Source organism: Acidaminococcus sp., assembly GCF_050873445.1.
Lineage (GTDB): Bacteria > Bacillota > Negativicutes > Acidaminococcales > Acidaminococcaceae > Acidaminococcus.
This window is the reverse complement of sequence record NZ_JBNMIU010000019.1, coordinates 16,021-33,221: the sequence shown is the minus strand read 5'-3', so window position 1 is coordinate 33,221 and position 17,201 is coordinate 16,021. Positions and strand designations below refer to the sequence as shown.

The following is a 17,201-nucleotide window of genomic DNA, read 5'->3' as shown; positions in this document are numbered from 1 at the left end:
GATACCACATACACATGATTGTGTTCAATAGGTTGGGTCTAAAATGAACACGTCAATTTTAAAGGATTCAAATTGTAGGCTGTCCAATTTTGTGGGTAGGTACTACTCTTAAAAAGTGTCCATACTTATGGGTACAGTATATAGAATGGGTCTGATGAGCCTGGGACTGGGCATTTCCCTGGTGGTACTGTCCTGGCTGGCGGTGGCCCAGGCTGCGGTGACAGTGCTCCACACTAACGATATCCATTGCGGGGTGGGGCAGAACCTGACTCTGGCCCGGGTGGCCGCACTGAAAAAACAACTGGAGGGGGAAGGAAAGGCCGTGCTCCTGGTGGATGCCGGGGATGCCATCCAGGGAGAACCGTTGGGCAGCCTGACGAAGGGAAGGGCCCTGGTCCAGCTGCTGAACCGGGCCGGCTACGATTTCGCTGTACCCGGGAACCATGAGTTCGATTACGGGATGGATGCCTTCCTGGAACGGGCCAGGGAACTGAAATGCGGCTATACCAGCTGCAATTTCCTCCGGACGGATACAGGACGGAATGTCCTGCCCGGGTACAGACTGTTTTCCTTCAAAGAACGGAAGGTGGCTCTGGTGGGCGTGACTACGCCGGGTACCCTGGTTTCTTCCACACCCCGGTTCTTCCAGGATACCCAGGGCCGTTTCATCTATGGCTTCTGCGAAGACCGGACCGGGGAGAAACTGGCCCGGCAGGTTCAGAAAACCGTGGACGAAGCCCGCCGGTCCGGTGCTGATACCGTCCTCCTGGTGGGGCATCTGGGGTCTGACGGCGTGATTCCGGAATGGTCCAGTGCAACCCTGCTCCAGCGCCTGAAAGGAGTGGACGGGGCTATCGACGGACATTCCCATGAAGTGTATGTGAAGCGGGTACCTGACCGGGACGGAACCCTGCGGCCACTGGTTCAGACGGGAACCAAGCTCCAGTCCGTGGGCCGGCTGGTCATCCAGGAGGATGGGACGATCTGGGCCACTCAGGTGGCAGAACTGCCGCCGCCTGAGCCCGGGGTGGAGAAAGCCGTGGCAAAGGAACTGGCCAGGGTGGACCGGGCGCTGTCCCGGCCCGTGGGCCGTTCCAGCGTGGAACTGGTCCAGGAACTGGACGGAAAACGGGCGGTGCGTACCCGGGAAACCAACCTGACAGATTTTCTGACAGATGCCTTCCGCCATACGTTCAAGGCTCAGGTGGGTTTGGTCAACGGTGGTTCCATCCGGGCGGGCCTGCCCCGGGGAGAATGGTCCCGGAAGACCCTGATGACCTTGTTTCCCTTCGGGAATCAGGCTGTCCTTCGCAGTGTGACCGGCCAGCAGCTGCTGGATGCTCTGGAAATGGGAGCATCTCTGCTGCCGGAAGAAAATGGAGGGCTGCTGCACACGTCCGGTCTCACGTACACCATCGATGTTTCCCTTCCTTCCGGGGTAGAGCTGGATGCCAAAGGAAATTTTGTTAGGATCCGTGGCTCCCGGCGGGTCAGGGATGTGCAGGTGGACGGGAAACCCCTGGATCCGGAGGAGGATTATCTGGTGGCCGGCCCCCGGTACATCCTGGGGGACGGAGGCAATGGGATGACCATGCTTTCCGGGACACCGCTGGTGGCAGAACCGGGCCTTTCCGATGTTGACGTGCTGGCAGCCTATGTAAGGGCGCTGGACGGTCAGGTGGGGCCTGGCTATGAGAATCCCCGGGGCCAGGGCCGGCTCCGGCAGCTGACCGGGCTTTGAACGGTCCGAAAAGAAGAAAACGGGTAAAGAGAGAAAGGTGGCGAGCACATGGAACGATGGAAAAAGATGCTGGAGGGTATCCTGGCTATGGGTCTGCTTTGCGGGCTATTGACCGGTTGCGGAGGCAGAGCCCAGAATCCTTCAGGTGGGAAAAAAGCGGATCCTCCGCAGCTGCCGGAAAAAGTGGCTGCTCTGAAATTGGGCGATAGAGAACTGCCGGTCTATACTTTTACCGGGGCGGATCTTCCCTCTTTCTTCGAGGGGTGTTTCGCTGTGACCGGAGAGGCCATCTATGGGCTGGCCAAAAAAGATCTGGCAAATGACAAATATGAATGGCAGCTGCTCCGTTTTCCCTATGAGGGGGGACGGATCGATGACGGGAAAAAGATTGCCGTCATGGGCAATGACCAGATGACCACCAATGGGAAAGAGGTATTTTTCTGGGCTCGGACGGAAAAAAACAAGGGAGATCTCCTGGGAATCGCCCAGGGTGAGCAGGTGAGCCTGGTCCCCCGGAAGCAGGGAGAAGCCCAGTTCCGTTCTGTTTATGGCACGGATATCGCCTACTTCATGGCCAAAAGCGCTCTGCAGCGGGGAAAACTGGATATCCAGGGCTTCTCGGCTGCCAAAGTCCTCCTGAGTCGGGCTGATATCGCCCGGATGAAAGCGGAACGGAATCTGGAATCACCCCATCTGATGGCCGCGGATGCGGATGGCTTCTACGTGCGCTGGCTGAACAAGCACGGTTCGCGGCAGGGGAAGAACTGGACCTATTCCCTCCATACCTATGACCCGGAAGGCAAAGAGCTGCGGGTGCTGGAACTGAATCAGCCCATCCCGCAGGCCAGTCACAACCACCTGGGCCAGGTGGTCACCACCCGGCAGTACCTGGGAATCCTGGGGACCTTCAACAAGGATAAGAAGCTGACGGGCTGTATCCGTCTCTATGACAGGAAAACAGGCGCCTACGTGACCGATCTGGAACTTTCCCAGATTCCCGACAGCCATCTGATTCGGAACCTGATGGCGGATGGAGAGGATCATCTGTTCTTCCAGGTGGGCTTCGACAAAGCCGCGAAGAGCCAGTTGTACCGTCTGGATTTCTGATCGGACAGGGAAAATGGAGCAAGGAGGGACGACCATGAAAAAGCTGCTGAAAGGGCTGCTGGCTTTTGTGCTGGTGCTTATAACAGGGCTTCCCGGCGTGGCGGGGGCCTTCCAGCGGGGAAAAATCTACTGCATCATCGGACGGGAAGTGCACCGGCGGACAGGCTCCAGCCTGGAAAGCCAGCCTGTGGGCTACTGGCGTTTCGGGGAACCGGTGGAATACCTGTCCAGCCAGGACGGATTTGCCCGGGTTTCCCTGCTTCAGGAAGCCCAGATCTGGTATGTGCACGAAGACTATCTGGGAAGTGCCCTGGAAATGGAAAATCGGAAAAAGGCGTATACGGACGAAATCCTGATCCTGGACCGGCAGTGGGACCGGATGCGGCAGTACTACCGGGAACTGTCTAAAAACCAACGACCTGTGACGGAAATCCAGCAGGATGTGGAATCCCTGCAGCGGGAACTGGCCTATACCCGGGAAACCTATACGTATCGGGCCCTGCCAGAGGATCTGCGGGAAAAACTAAATTGGCTGTCCCTGACCCTTACCCGGATGGGGAAGGCACTTATGCAGTGGAGTCCGGAATACGGAGAGGAAGTGTGGAGCAACATCTGCTACAACCAATGGGAACCGCTGTATCGGGACGTGGGCGAGGAATATCGTTGAAAATCATGCATTTGGGTAAAAAATAAGGAGCTGTGAAAAAATCCTTCACAGCTCCTATTTTCTGCCGGCGCAAACAGGCTTTCATTCGTTAGAGACTAGTGACTCGAAACTAGAGATTTTTATTTTTTAAATCGATATCCCACGCCCCATACAGTTTCGATGTAGGCAGGCTTGGCAGTGGAAGGTTCGATCTTTTCCCGGATCCGGTTCACGTGTACAGAAACTGTGGCTGTGTCTCCCAGGGAATCCTCGCCCCAGATTCGTTCGAACAGGGTTTCCTTGCTGAACACCACGCCGGGATTCTCAGCCAGGAACAGCAGCAGGGAGAATTCCTTGTTGGGCATGGGCACTTCCCTGCCGTCCAGGAACACCCGGTGGCCGTCCCTGTCGATGGTCAGGGCTCCCCGCTGGAGCACATTGGCGGTGTCTTTTTTGCCGGTAAGCTGCTGGTACCGCTGCAGGTGGGCTTTCACTCGGGCTACTAGTTCGCTGGGGCTGAAAGGTTTTACGATGTAGTCGTCAGCGCCCAGGCCCAGACCCCGGATCTTGTCCACATCCTCCTGACGGGCGGAAACCAGAAGGATGGGGATATTCCGTACTTCCCGTACCTTCCGGCATACCTGGAAACCGTCCATGCCGGGAAGCATGATATCCAGCAGAATCAGGTCCACATCGGCTTCCAGGGACCGTTTTTCACCCAGGGTGCCGTCCCCCACGATTTCTACGGCGAAACCGTTGGCTTCCAGATAATCCCGTTCCAGTTCCGCAATATCCATATCATCTTCAATAATCAAGATTTTTTGCATTGTTTTTCTCCTCTTCAGGAATTTCTATACAGATGCGCAGGCCCCGGGGCGTATTGGCTTCTGCCCAGATGCGTCCTTTCATGGCGGCGATGATCTTCTGGACGATGGCGAGACCCAGGCCGCTGCCCCCGGCTACATGGGTCCGGGCCCGGTCCGTACGGTAGAAGCTGTCAAAGATCCTGCTCAGCTGCTCAGGGGTTACGCCCTGTCCGTCATCGGCGCAGGTCAGACGCAGGTGTCCTCTGGAACCGGGACCAAGGGTCAGCACTACACTGCCCTGTCGGCCTGTCTTGTACTTCCAGCTGTTGCTCAGCAGGTTCTCCAGCACCCGGGCGAACTGATCCCGGTCCAGCCGGACAAGGGCCTGGGGCAGGTCATTGTGGAAAGAAACGGAAAGGCCGTTCCGGTTCCAGTGATCCTGCTGCTCCGTAACGTAATCGGTCAGGTATTGTGCCAGATCCACCGTTTCCCAATGGAAGGGGATCTGGTCCAGGTCCAGTTTGGAGAACAGGAACAGGGTCTGATTCAGCTTGGCCATGCTCTCAGCAGTTTCCAGGATCTTGTCCAGGTAGCGCTGCTGTTTTTCCGGAGTATCGGCAATGCCATCCTTGATGCCGGAGGCATAACCCTGGATCTTGGTGAGGGGAGTGGCCAGATCGTGGGCGATGCCGGCCAGCAGTTCCTTTCGGCTCTGGTCGTACAGGAGCTGTTTTTCCCGGGCGGCTTTCAGCTCCGTACGGGTCTTTTCGAAGGCCCGCAGGGTATCACCGATTTCATCCTTGCTGTCTGCCTGCACGGGTGTATCCAGGTCGCCCCGGCTGACCTGGGCCGCTACCAGGCGCAGCTTGTTCAGCGGCTTCAGCAGCTGGATTGCCATGAGCCGGGACAGGGCCAGACCGGCCAGGGCTGCCATGAGCAGCACCAGCAGAAAGGCGCCGATGAAGCTGCCCTTGAACAGCTCCTTGGAATGCATGGAAAAGGTATCGTCCATTTCTACCAGGGGGTCGGCACCTGCGACATAAGCTTCCACGCCGGTCTGCGCAGAACGATAGCGGAAGACAACGCCCTTTTTGCCCCAGCTGATGGCGCCACGGCCCTCCGGGGTTTCGGCTTCGGCGGTCTTTCGGATCTCTTCCGCATCCTGGCCTGCTGTTACATAGAAGGGAACGCCGTTTTGGGCCAGCATGACCCGCAGGCCCTGGTCCTCCAGGTGATCGCTGACCAGCAGCAGGGGCCGGGGCCTGGCCGGATCATAGTGATCTGCCCGGACCCGCAGCCGGGTCAGTTCGAACTGGATGGACAGGGTGGGGCCGCTTTCCGGCCAGATGAAGGAAAGCACGCTGCTGCGATTCAGGTTCTCCATGCCAAAGATCCAGAAAATCCCTGCACTGAGCAGCATAAAGCACAGCAGCGGGGTCAGGATCATCAGATAGTTGGCCGCCAGCAGGCGTTTCCGGATGGGCAGATCTTTCCAGCGCATAGGTTCCACAACGCCCTGCGATGGGCAGGACACTCCTTTCTTTTGAATGCTTCCATTATAGCATTTTTCAGAGAGATTTCGGATGAGGCAGAAGAAAAGTGTTCATTTGTTTACGGATATTTTATGATTAATGGAATTTTGGAACTTTCTTGGAAAAATCGTTGACAAGTGTCCACGCGCAAGATAAAATAGCAATAATTCACAATTTCACAAAAGAATCCGATGAGGGGAAAGAGTAGGACAGGAAATCTCTGCAGAGACGTGGCGGCCGGTGTGAGCCACGGAGAGGCACTGTGTGAAACTGGTCCCGGAGGAGACAGGCTGAACCAGATTCCAGTAGGCCTGGACGGTATTCCCCGTTACCGGAAGCGCGTATGCTAGTACGTGACAGAGTGCTCCGGATCCGGTTCCGGGGAAACAGGGTGGTACCGCGGATTTTCCGTCCCTTTTGTGGGACGGTTTTTTTATTGTCCAAAAAAAGGATCCCGATACCAGGATCCGTTTGAAAAGGAAAAAGCCCCGATACCAGGGCGAAGATTGAAAAGGATTTTGGACAGCGGCAGGAAAGAAAAGGAGGTTTTTTGATGGAAATGACCGGCGCAGAAGCCATCCTTGCATGTTTGAAGGCTGAACAGGTCCCTGTGGTCTTCGGGTACCCCGGAGGTGCCGTATTGGGCCTGTATGATGCCATTTATAAAACGAAATTCCCGCATATCCTCACCGGCCACGAACAAGGGGCCGTCCATGCAGCCGACGGCTATGCCCGGGCTACGGGGAAGGTGGGTGTGTGCATTGCTACCAGCGGACCGGGGGTCTGCAATATGGTTACGGGTATTGCTACAGCCCATATGGACTCCATTCCCCTGGTAATCATCAGCGGCCAGGTGGCCACGTCCCTGATTGGCCAGGATGCTTTCCAGGAGGCGGATACGGCGGGGATCACTACATCCATCACCAAATACAATTATCTGGTGCGGCAGGTGGAAAACCTGCCCCAGGTGCTGAAGGAAGCGTTCTACATTGCCCGGACCGGACGTCCGGGGCCGGTGCTCATCGATATCGTCACTGATGTGTTCGATGCGAAACTGGATTTCAAGTATCCGGAAACGGTACATATGCTGGGGTATCAGGGGGGGCTCCATCCCCGCCGCAGCGATGTGAAGCGGGCTGCGGAAGCCCTGCGTCAGGCGCATCGGCCGGTGATCATGGCCGGAGGCGGCGTGATCCTTTCGGAGACGGGGCCTGAATTGACCCGGCTGGCAGAAGAAACAGGCATCCCGGTGGTGACGACTCTGATGGGCAAGGGTGCTGTGCCCGACAGCCTGCCCCAGAATCTGGGGATGCTGGGCATGCACGGCAGTTATGCGGCCAACCGGGCCGTGTCCGGCTGTGACCTGCTGCTGGCTTTCGGGGTGCGGTTCGATGAACGATCCACCGCCAAGGCCAGTCTGTTCGCTCCGGCGGCCCGGATTGTCCATTTCAATGTGGAACCGGGGGAAATCAATAAAATCATCCCGGTGCAGGTAGCTGTTCCAGGAAATCTGCAGGAATCCCTGCCCCTGCTCCGCCAGATGACCGAATCCTTTGCTCCGGAATGCCGGGAGACTTTTGCTTCCTGGCGGGAACAGGCAGAAGAAATGAAAAAGGAGATGCCTTTTTCGGCCCATCGCTGCAGCGGCGGCATTTCGCCGGAAGCAGTCCTGAAGGAAGCCTCTCGTGTGGCCCCGAAGGATACCATCGTGGTTACGGATGTGGGCCAGCATCAGATGTGGGCCGCTCAGTTCTTTCCTGCAGATGAGCCCCGGCACTTCCTGACTTCCGGGGGACTTGGCACCATGGGCTTCGGCCTGCCTGCAGCCTTGGGGGCCAAGGTGGGAGAACCGGATAAGACCGTCCTGCTCATCACCGGGGACGGCAGCATCTTGATGAACTGCCAGGAGTTCACGACCCTGCCCACCTACGGGATCCATGTCAAGACCCTGGTACTGCGCAACGGCCAGCTGGGCATGGTGCGTCAGCTCCAGGGTCTGTTCCGGGGCGGACGGTATTCTCAGACGAAACTGATCCGCAAACCTTCCATGGCGGTCATTGCCGAAGCCATGGGAATCCCTTCCCGGAGCATCAGCCGCCCGGAAGAACTGGCGGAAGGCCTGGAGTTCCTGTTTGGGACGGACGATTCGGCTCTTTTGGAAGTGATTATTCCGGAGGATGAACGAGTGTATCCGGTGGTGCCGGGCAGCAAGGGGCTGGATCAGATGATCCTGGGTCCTGAGGAAACAGAAGGAGGAAAACCATGAAATGGCAGCACATTGCCCTTTTGGTCAATAACCGGCCGGGGGTCCTGTCTCATGTGGCAGGGCTCATTGCCCGCCGGAACATCAATATCGAATGTCTGAATGTGGGCTATACGGAAATTCCGGAAGTGAGCCGGATCAACCTGGTGGTGGGCGTGGAGAGCCGCTTCCAGCTGGATCAGGCCCTGCACCAGCTGAGCCAGCTCATCGATGTGGTGAAGGTGGTGAACCTGGATGATGCACCCCTGGTGAGCTACGAACTGACCCTGATCAAGGTCAGTGCTTCCACACCTCAGCTGCGGGAGGAACTGACCAATCTGGCCAATCTGTTCCATGCCAAGGTGGTAGATGTGTATCCCGAGTCGCTGATCCTGCGGCTGACAGGAGGTACGGATCATATCCAGGCCCTGGAGCAGATGCTGAAACAATATAAAATCCTGGAAATCGCCACTACCGGTCAGATTGCCCTGGGACGGGGACCGAAAACTGTAAAGGGGGAACTGCTGGCTGAGCAGGAAGTTCCGGAAGGAGAAAACCATGAATCTGAATGAAATACAGACCCCGAGTTTTCGGGTATTTGCCCATTTGACCGTATTGCGCAGTCTCCGGAAGGACCCGGTGCTGCAGGAACTGATCCGGGCGGAGAAGCATCCGGAACATGCCCATCATCTGGCCTGGGCCCGGGAAGCTCTGCTGGAACAGGCGGAAGCCCTTGGACTTTCCGGAGATCTGTGGCAGGGGTATTTCTTCCATCTGCTGGCAGAAGGGAATAACCTGGCCGGAGAAGTGGTGGAAGAACAGGGCCAGGCGGGCAGCGGCATCCAGGCTGCCCTGGTACGGGACCTGGAGCAAGTACAGCCCTTCTTCACCCTGACTGCGGGACAGGTGTTCGGGGACCGTCTTTATGAGAATTACGAACCGGCCCGGACCCGGAAAGCGCCCCTGGAAGCTCAGCTGGGGAAACAGCTGACGGCTGCTTCGGGAGCTGCCCAGCAGGCCGGAATCCTGCTGCAGCATTACCAGCGGTATGGGCGGGGCGAACTGGCCCGGTACGAAGCCTTTTGTCTGGACCGGAAGGGACGGTTCCTGGGCATACCGGATTTTCCCCATTATGCCTGGGACGATATCCTGGGGTATGAAGACCAGAAAGAACAGCTGCTGGCCAATACCCGGCAGTTCATGGCCGGCCGGGGCTGCAACAACGTACTGTCCACCGGCAGCCGGGGTACCGGGAAATCTACGTCCATCAAGGCGCTGATTCCTTTGTTCAGCGCCCAGGGCCTGCGGCTTGTGCAGATCAAGCGGGATGAGCTCCATTTGCTGGCTCAGGCCATGGAACGGGCCGGGAGAATCCGCAGCCATCGGTTCCTGTTCTTTTTCGATGACCTGTCTTTCGACGAGAACGAGAAGGAATACAAGTACCTGAAAAGTGCCATCGACGGCGGGGCGGCTCCCCAGCCGGAGAATGTACTGCTGTGTGCCACCAGCAATCGGCGTCATCTGCTGAAGGAGACCTGGGCGGATCGCAGCGACGAGCTGGATGCGGAAGTCTACCGGGAGGATGCCACCAACGAGTCCATCTCTCTGTCGGACCGGTTCGGGCTGATTCTCCATTTCGGGGCTCCCACCCAACAGGAGTATCTGGCCATCATCGACCACGAACTGCAGAAAGAGGGCGTGAAACTGCCGCCCGAAGAACTGCGGGTGTTGGGCGTGCGCTGGGAAATGGAACATTCCGGGCGCAATGGCCGCATCGCCAAGCAATTTGTCCAGTGGTATTTGGGGAACCATTAAAAAGAAGGGGTGTGAAGAAGCACTTTTTTCACACCCCTTCTTTTTATTTTCTCATCCACACGGTCCAGCGGCCGCCTTCGCCTGTTTTTTGCCACTGGCCGGGCAGGGTCTGGAGGAAATCCTTCTGGCTGTGGGTTTCCACCAGTACCAGCATCGGGCCTTCTTCCGGCAGGCCTTCGATGGCCTGGAAGGGCATCATGTTCTTGGCGTTCCAGCTGATTCCTTCCGGCCGCATTTTGGCCAGCCGCTCCCGGGTTACCAGCCGGGGCGCCGGGATGTTGCTGTAATAAGTAAAAGAGACTGGGTAACGGCCATCGTATACGTAGACCGGTGCGGAAGGCGGCCGGTCTGCCTTTATGAGTTGGGCCACATCCCAGGCAGAGGCCTGGCGGCACAGGGGTACGGCTACGGTATAGGAGAGCACCACAAAAACCAGTACCAGGCCGGCTGCCAGACGCTTGGCCCAGTATTCCGCTTCCAGGGTATGGAGGCTGCAGGCCAGGCCGATTGCCAGAGATGGAAGACAGGGAAAGGTATAGGTAGGGTATTTGGTGGCTATGCATTCAAAGAACAGCCAGGTGACAAAGGTCCACAGGAACAGGAATCGCTGCCGGTCGTCCAGGCTGCGCCAGAAGGTATGGTGACGGAGCCGGTCCAGCAGGGCCTTCCGGTATTTCTTCCATAGCCAGGGCAGGCTCAGGCTCCAGGGAAAACAGCCGATGATGAAAATCAGGAAGTAGTACCACCAGGTGTTGTTCCGGGGATGTTCGGATACTGTGGCCCGGAGCACATTATGGACGCCGATGAAACCGTCCAGGAAAGCTCTGCCGTGGAGTTTGTACATAGGATAGTACCACAGGGAAGCTACTGCCAGGGAGAGCAGGATGCCCCGGATCAGCTTCATGCGGCACAGGGTGTGCCCGTCCCGGTTCCCCAGCAGGTAGGCCAGGATGACCAGTCCGGGCAGTACCAGGCCCACCGGGCCCTTGGTCAGGATGGCGATACCCGCCAGGATATAGGCGCCGTAATAGAGCCGGGGCCGCTGTTCCGTCCTGGCGATGTAGAACAGCATCAGAGCACCGTCCATGGTCACAAGCAGGGTCATGTCGGTGATGACAGCCTTGGCCAGGTAGAAATATTCCACGGTGGTGGCCAGGATGAGACCGCTGAGGAAACCGATCCTCCGGTTGTACAGTTTCTGGGCGAACCAGTAGGTCTGCAGTACGCCGACTACTCCGAACAGAGCCGGGAAGAACCGGGCAGCAAAGGATGTTTCCCCGAACCATTTGAAAGCCACCAGAAGCTCTCCATAAAACAGCCAGGGCTTATCGTACCAGTAGTTGCCGTAAATACGGGGCGACAGCCAGTCACCGGCGGCCAGCATTTCCTTGACGGTCTCTGTGTAGTTGGATTCCACCGGGTCAGTAATCAGCAGCCGGTCGTTGGCGGCGAAGAACAGGATGATACAGATCAGGGCCAGCAGGAAGGCCGGCCAGTGTGTATGATAGAACCGCAGCAGCGGATTGGTGTTATTTTCCCAGTATTCCATAAAAACTTCCCCCTTATACTGTTTTCAGTATAAGGGGGAATCCTAAAGGAATTTTAAACAGGATGAAAGGAATGGGTAAAGTTATGCATCCTTCCAAACTTTTTCTGCAATGTTCTTGATCAGCCGCAGCTTGGCCCATTGTTCTTTTTCCGTCAGCAGGTTGCCTTCCTCCGTGGAGGAGAACCCGCACTGGGGGCTCAGACACAGCTGGTCCAGGGGCACGTATTTCTCGGCTTCGTGGATCCGGGCGATGATGTCTTCCTCTTTTTCCAGTTCCGGAGTCTTGGAGGTCACCAGGCCCAGCACCACTTTCTGGTCTTTGATGTGGCGCAGGGGCTCGAAACCGCCGGCCCGGTCGCTGTCGTATTCCAGGAAGAAGCCGTCCACGTTGCAGTGGCCGAACAGGGTCTCTGCCACCGGTTCGTAGCCGCCGCTGGAGAACCAGGTGGAGCGGAAGTTGCCCCGGCAGATATGCATGGTGATGGTCATGTCATCCGGTTTGGCTTCCAGGGCCAGGTTGATCATGGCTACATAGTGCTTGGCCAGTTCGTCCAGGTCGAAGCCCCGTTCTGCGTAGGCCTTCCGTTTATCGGCATCGCAGAACTCGCCCCAGCTGGTATCATCCAGCTGCAGGTAGCGGCAGCCGGCGGCGTAGAAAGCCTTGATGGCATGCTGGTAGGCAATGGCGATGTCGTGGAACAGGCGATTCTGGTCCTGGTATTGGGGGATGGGCTCATAATGCTTTTCCCGGACGCAGCAGATCAAGTGCAGCATACTGGGAGAGGGAATGGTCATCTTTACCAGGGTATCCTTGCCGGCAATTTCCTGCAGGGCCTTGAAGTGGTCCAGGAAGGGGTGTTTGCCGAAATCTACCAGACCGGTGATCCTGGCGGTGCGGGCCTTGGGCTGGGCACCTTTGAAATGGACGGACCAGTTTTCCGCAGAGATTTCCGTGATGCCCTGCAGTTCGGTCAGAAAGTCCAGATGCCAGTACCGGCGGCGGAATTCTCCGTCGGTGACAGCGTGGAGCCCTGCTTTTTTTTCTTTGGATACCAGGTCGGCAATGGCAGCATCTTCGGCGGCTTTCAGTTCTTCAGCCGTGATTTTTCCGGAGGCGAATTCGTCCCGTTTTTCTTTCAGGGCAGCTGGACGCAGGAAGCTGCCTACAATATCATACCGGAAGGGAGGTTTATTTTTTACAGTCATGTCATTCATTCCTTTCAATTGGTTCATCAGAAATTCATCAAAAAAGTATAGCATTAGGATACCATACAGGTGGGAATTCTCATAATACCAAAAAAGTTGCGATGGGCATAACTTTAACGCATAACAAAACGGGGTGTGAAAAAATGTTTTTTCACACCCCGTCACTAGTCACCAGCTGATTCCGGCAAAAATACAGGATTTGCGAAGAATGACTTCACAGCTTCTTTTATTTAGATCATAATCTCCCGGCGGGCCAGGTTTTCGTCGAAGAAACCTTCCTTTTTCTTTTTTGCCTTGGGCTCCGGTGCCTTGGCGGTCTGGATGTTTTCCACGAACAGCAGCAGCCGGTTGGCCACGTTGGCGTCGCTGACACTGCTGTCGAAATCCAGACTCAGCAGGTTCATCTGGGGATACAGGGCCTTGATCTTCTTTTCGATGCCCTTGGAGATGATGTGGTTGGCAATACAGCCGAAAGGCTGCAGGCTCATTACGTTATTGATGCCGTGTTTGGCGAAATTTACGATTTCCGCCGGCAGCAGCCAGCCTTCGCCGAACTGGGCCGCCATGTTGATGATGGTCTTGCCGTCATTGGCCAGATCGAAAATATCCTCGATGGGGGTGAAGTAAGAGAACTGTTCACCGATTTCATTGAATTTCCTGATCTGCTTGGTGACCCACATGTACAGTACATCTACGATCACGTTGGGTACATGATGCCGTTCCAGGCCGAACTTCCGGTTGGTGAGCCGGTTTACGAAGGCCTGCATGAAGAACGGGGTCAGCAGCGGAGGCATCACTTCGATGGAATGGTCCATGAGCCATTTGGTCACGTTCTTATGGGCGAATCCGTTGAATTTCAGGTAGATTTCACCGACTACACCCACCTGGGGCAGGTGCACATCCGGTTTGGCCAGTGCGTTGAATTCGGCAGCCGCCTCCTTCAGCAGCTTCAGGAGGCCGTTGGAGTTGTTGGCTTCGATTTCCTTTTTGGCCAGCTCCAGGTACTTGTCTTTCAGTTCATTGGCTTTGCCCTTGATGGTTTCCCGCACCACGGAGGCGTTGAAGAACTTGGACAGGCAGTCGGCGAACAGCACGGTGGAAATGGTGATCCGGGCAATTTTCAGCCAGTTGATTTCGAACCCGGGCTGGTCATTCTGGATGTTCTTGCTGGTGGCCAGGGAAACCACCGGGGTATCCTTGAAGCCGGCAGCGATCAGGGCGTGCTTGATCAGGCCGAAGTAGTTGGAGGCCCGGCACTGGCCGCCGGTCTGGGTAATGGCCACAGCGGTCTTCTTGGGGTCATACTTGCCGGACTGCAGGGCCCGGATGAAGTCGCCCACCACCAGGGTGGCCGGGTAGCAGACTTCGTTGTTGGCGTATTTCAGCCCCAGGTCGGCGCTCTGCATGGTGCTTTCCGGCAGGGTCACCACATGGTAGCCGATATTCTTCATCACGGACGGGATCAGCGGTGAGATGAACGGCGTGAAGAATGGAGACAGGATGGTGTAATCCTTCATGCTCTTCTCGAAGCGGGGCGGCTGCTCAAAGGGCTTTTCACTGCCCCTGGCATCCTTGTTGTAGCGGATGCTGTCCACCATGGAACGGACCCGCAGCTTCAGAGAGCCGATATTGGACACATCATCGATCTTCAGCAGGGTCAGGGCCTTGCCATGGCGCTGGAGGATGCCCCGCACTTCGTCCTGGAGAAAGGCATCCGGGCCGCAGCCGAAGGAAGTCATTTCCATGAAGTGGACGGAATTGTCCTGGCGGGCTACCCAGTCCGCGGCCTTGGAAATCCGGTTGATATAGGCCCATTGACGTACCAGATAGGAATCATCGATGGCGATGGAGCTGTCATCCCGCACCAGGTCTTCGTTGATCACATTGATGCCCATGGCCGCAATGGATTCACTGAGCTTGTGCTGGATCAGCGGGTCCGTATGGTAGGGCCGTCCGGCCAGCAGGATGGTCAGCTGATGGTTCCTGCGGCTGTCCTGGAGGATTTCTTCGTTCTTGGCCTTGATGGCCTTGCCATACTCGTCCTGGGCTTTCAGGGCCACTTTTAGGGCTTTGTCCGCCGTGAACCGGTCGAATCCGATGTAGCTCAGGTACTTTCGGATCTGCTTCTTCAGCAGGCTCAGATCCTGGAAATTGATGGGAGGAGAATCGATGGGGATATCCGTGTTCACTACGCTCTTGATCACGTCTGAATAACCGGAGACTACCGGGCAGTTGTAGCTGTTCAGCTGCCGCTTGTCATCCTGCCGTTCATAGATCACGTAGGGCATGAAGATCCGGTTCACACGCTTGCGGATCAGGTCGTTGATGTGTCCGTGAACCAGCTTGGCGGGGAAACAGATGTTGTCGCTCATCACATCATGGATGCCGCCTTCGTAGTTCTTGAAGGTGGAGGGATCGGAAAGCTGCACTTTCAGGCCACAGGTGGTGAACAGAGCGTGCCAGAAGGGGTAGTCCTCGTAAATATTCAGGCAGCGGGGGATGCCGATGGTCCGTTTGGCATCTTCGTTCACCGGCCGGTCGAACAGCAGCCGGTATTTATAGTCATAGATGTTTTCACCGGGCTTCTGGTCTTCCCCGTTGTTGGTGAAGAATTTCTCACATTTGTTGCCGGAGAAGTACACACGGCCGTTGCTGAAATTGTATTTCCTGATCAGGCAGTTGTTTTCGCAGCCGTGGCACTGGAGCTGATTGTCGGTGTGGTTAGCCACATGGATCATTTCATCCAGGGTCACTTCTCCTTCAGCCCGGCTCCGGGCGAACAGGGCGCAACCATAGGCCCCCATGATCTCGGGGATGTTGCTGCGGTGCACCGTGGTGCCAGTGAGCAGTTCGAAGGCCCGGACCACGGCATCGTTCTTCATGGTTCCGCCCTGGAGCACGATGTCCGTACCCAGTTCGTGGGTGTTCTGTAGCTTCAGTACCTTGTACAGGCAGTTCTTGATGACGGAATAGGCCAGGCCGGCGGAGATGTCGGCAATGGTGACTCCTTCCCGCAGGCTTTGTTTCACCTTGGAATTCATGAACACGGTGCAGCGGGTGCCCAGGTCACAGGGCTCCTTGGCTTCACAGGCCAGTTTGGCAAAATCGCTGACACTGTAGTTCAGTCCCTTGGCGAAAGTTTCCAGGAAGGTGCCGCAGCCGGAGGAGCAGGATTCGTTCAGTTCCATCCGGTTCAGCACGCCGTGGTCCACGAAAATGGCTTTCATATCCTGCCCGCCGATATCCAGGATGAAGGAAACATCCTTGTTGATTTTCCGGGCGGCCAGGTAGTGGGCGATGGTTTCGATGATGCCGGTCTTCAGGCCGAAGGCGGCCTTGATGAGATCTTCCCCGTAGCCCGTGGAACAGCTGCCCAGGATCTTGGGGTTGGCGCCCACTTTCAGGCATTTGGCGTAGAAGGCTTCGAAGGCTTTCTGCACAGCGCCGATGGGATTGCCGCTGTTGGGGCAGTAATAGGTGTACAGGATCTCGTCTTTGGAGTTGGTGACTACCAGTTTCGTAGTGGTGGAACCGGAGTCGATGCCCACATACACTTCATGGGTATCCGCCGTCAGAGGCGTCAGCTGGATATAGTCAGCTTCCTTGGCTTTTTTCCAGGCAGCGTAATCTTCCGGAGATTTGAAGATGGGCGGCAGGATATCATCGGTCCGGACAGATACCTTGGGGGCGCTTTCCAGTTTCTCGATAAGCTTGTCGAAGCTGATGGAAGGTGCGTCGGATGCACTGAGGGCTGTGCCATAGGCCGGGATCAGGTTGGCGTTTTCCGGAACGATGAAGTTCACGTAGGGAATCTGCAGACAGTCCATCAGGGCTTTGCGCAGGGCCGGCATAAAGGTCAGCGGGCCTCCGCACAGCAGGATCTTGGGCTCGATGGTGCAGCCATGGCTCAAGGTGGCAATCACCTGCACAGCCACCGCATGGAAAATGGAGATGGCGATGTCTTCCCGGCTCACGTTCTTGGCCAGCAGGTTCTGGATGTCCGTTTTGGCGAATACGCCGCAGCGGGAAGCAATGTAATGGACGTGCTGGGCTTTTTCCGCCAGTCCGTTCAGCTGTTCGACGGGAATTCCCAGCAGGACAGCCATCTGGTCCAGGAAAGCCCCGGTACCGCCGGCACAGTTGCCGTTCATGCACAGATCACAGCTGCCATCCTTTTTAATATAGACAATCTTGGCGTCTTCGCCGCCGATGTCGATCAGGGTAGCTGCTTTTGGATATTTGGTTTTCACGAATTTGGTGGCCGCGATCACTTCCTGCACAAAAGGCAGGTCGAATTTCTCCGCTACGCCCATGCCCACAGATCCGGTGATCTTCAGCTTCAGGCTGGCGCCGCCGATCTGGGACCGGAGATTCTTCAGTTCCTCTCGCAGGACACCGGCCACATTGGCCTGATGCCGTTGGTAACGGGAGAATACCATATGGGAATGGTTGTCCAGCACCACAATTTTGCAGGTGGTGGATCCGATGTCTAAGCCTACACGATACGTACTCATAATACACCTCATTCTAAAGTGTATATCATTATAACACAATCGG

The 17,201-nt window shown here is 56.5% G+C and carries 11 protein-coding genes and 1 other annotated feature; of the genes, 6 read left to right on the top strand and 5 right to left on the bottom strand.

Going from position 1 to position 17,201, the window contains the following annotated elements:
- Window positions 1–127: 127 nt before the first annotated feature.
- Genes ACR0QW_RS04905 through ACR0QW_RS04895 form a run of 3 tightly spaced genes read left to right on the top strand, consistent with a single transcriptional unit; the run spans window position 128 to window position 3,515 of the window.
- Complete coding sequence (locus tag ACR0QW_RS04905; RefSeq protein ID WP_432642596.1) at window positions 128–1,741, top strand: bifunctional metallophosphatase/5'-nucleotidase; 1,614 nt, start codon at window positions 128–130, stop codon at window positions 1,739–1,741.
- Between the two features lie 48 nt (window positions 1,742–1,789).
- The gene (locus ACR0QW_RS04900; protein ID WP_432642595.1) at window positions 1,790–2,848 is read left to right on the top strand and encodes a hypothetical protein; all 1,059 of its coding nucleotides are present in this window, start codon (window positions 1,790–1,792) and stop codon (window positions 2,846–2,848) included.
- A gap of 34 nt (window positions 2,849–2,882) precedes the next feature.
- Window positions 2,883–3,515 carry a hypothetical protein gene (locus ACR0QW_RS04895; protein ID WP_432642594.1) on the top strand — a complete coding sequence of 211 codons (633 nt, stop codon included), beginning with the start codon at window positions 2,883–2,885 and terminating at the stop codon, window positions 3,513–3,515.
- 119 nt (window positions 3,516–3,634) lie between these two features.
- Here ACR0QW_RS04895 and ACR0QW_RS04890 read toward each other — a convergent pair whose 3' ends face one another.
- On the bottom strand, window positions 3,635–4,321 hold the full coding sequence (locus ACR0QW_RS04890; RefSeq protein ID WP_432642593.1) for a response regulator transcription factor: 687 nt from the start codon (window positions 4,319–4,321) through the stop codon (window positions 3,635–3,637).
- Window positions 4,299–5,801, bottom strand: coding sequence for a sensor histidine kinase (locus tag ACR0QW_RS04885; protein WP_432642592.1), 1,503 nt, complete (start codon window positions 5,799–5,801; stop codon window positions 4,299–4,301). The genes ACR0QW_RS04890 and ACR0QW_RS04885 overlap by 23 nt, the downstream gene beginning before the upstream one ends.
- 213 nt (window positions 5,802–6,014) lie before the next feature.
- Window positions 6,015–6,251: a binding site (T-box leader), on the top strand.
- A gap of 134 nt (window positions 6,252–6,385) precedes the next feature.
- Here ACR0QW_RS04885 and ilvB point away from each other — a divergent pair.
- From ilvB to ACR0QW_RS04870, 3 genes are read left to right on the top strand one after another with little or no spacing between them, the layout of a single operon-like run.
- Entirely contained in the window at window positions 6,386–8,098 is a 1,713-nt protein-coding gene (ilvB, locus tag ACR0QW_RS04880; RefSeq protein WP_432642591.1) for a biosynthetic-type acetolactate synthase large subunit, read from the top strand.
- On the top strand, window positions 8,095–8,646 hold the full coding sequence (gene ilvN / locus ACR0QW_RS04875; RefSeq protein ID WP_432642590.1) for an acetolactate synthase small subunit: 552 nt from the start codon (window positions 8,095–8,097) through the stop codon (window positions 8,644–8,646). Before ilvB ends, ilvN begins: the two co-directional genes overlap by 4 nt.
- Complete coding sequence (locus tag ACR0QW_RS04870) at window positions 8,633–9,889, top strand: DUF815 domain-containing protein (RefSeq protein WP_432642589.1); 1,257 nt, start codon at window positions 8,633–8,635, stop codon at window positions 9,887–9,889. The genes ilvN and ACR0QW_RS04870 overlap by 14 nt, the downstream gene beginning before the upstream one ends.
- 43 nt (window positions 9,890–9,932) lie before the next feature.
- Here the strand turns inward: ACR0QW_RS04870 and ACR0QW_RS04865 are convergent, their stop codons facing one another.
- From ACR0QW_RS04865 to ACR0QW_RS04855, 3 genes are all read right to left on the bottom strand, one after another.
- Window positions 9,933–11,438 (bottom strand): ArnT family glycosyltransferase, encoded by a 1,506-nt coding sequence (locus ACR0QW_RS04865; RefSeq protein WP_432642588.1) that lies wholly within the window; start codon window positions 11,436–11,438, stop codon window positions 9,933–9,935.
- Between the two features lie 81 nt (window positions 11,439–11,519).
- A complete protein-coding gene (locus ACR0QW_RS04860) occupies window positions 11,520–12,644 on the bottom strand; it encodes a 5-methyltetrahydropteroyltriglutamate--homocysteine S-methyltransferase (RefSeq protein WP_432642587.1) in 1,125 nt (374 codons plus the stop codon).
- Window positions 12,645–12,874: 230 nt separating this feature from the next.
- Window positions 12,875–17,158 carry an acyl-CoA dehydratase activase-related protein gene (locus ACR0QW_RS04855; protein WP_432642586.1) on the bottom strand — a complete coding sequence of 1,428 codons (4,284 nt, stop codon included), beginning with the start codon at window positions 17,156–17,158 and terminating at the stop codon, window positions 12,875–12,877.
- Window positions 17,159–17,201 lie beyond the last annotated feature (43 nt).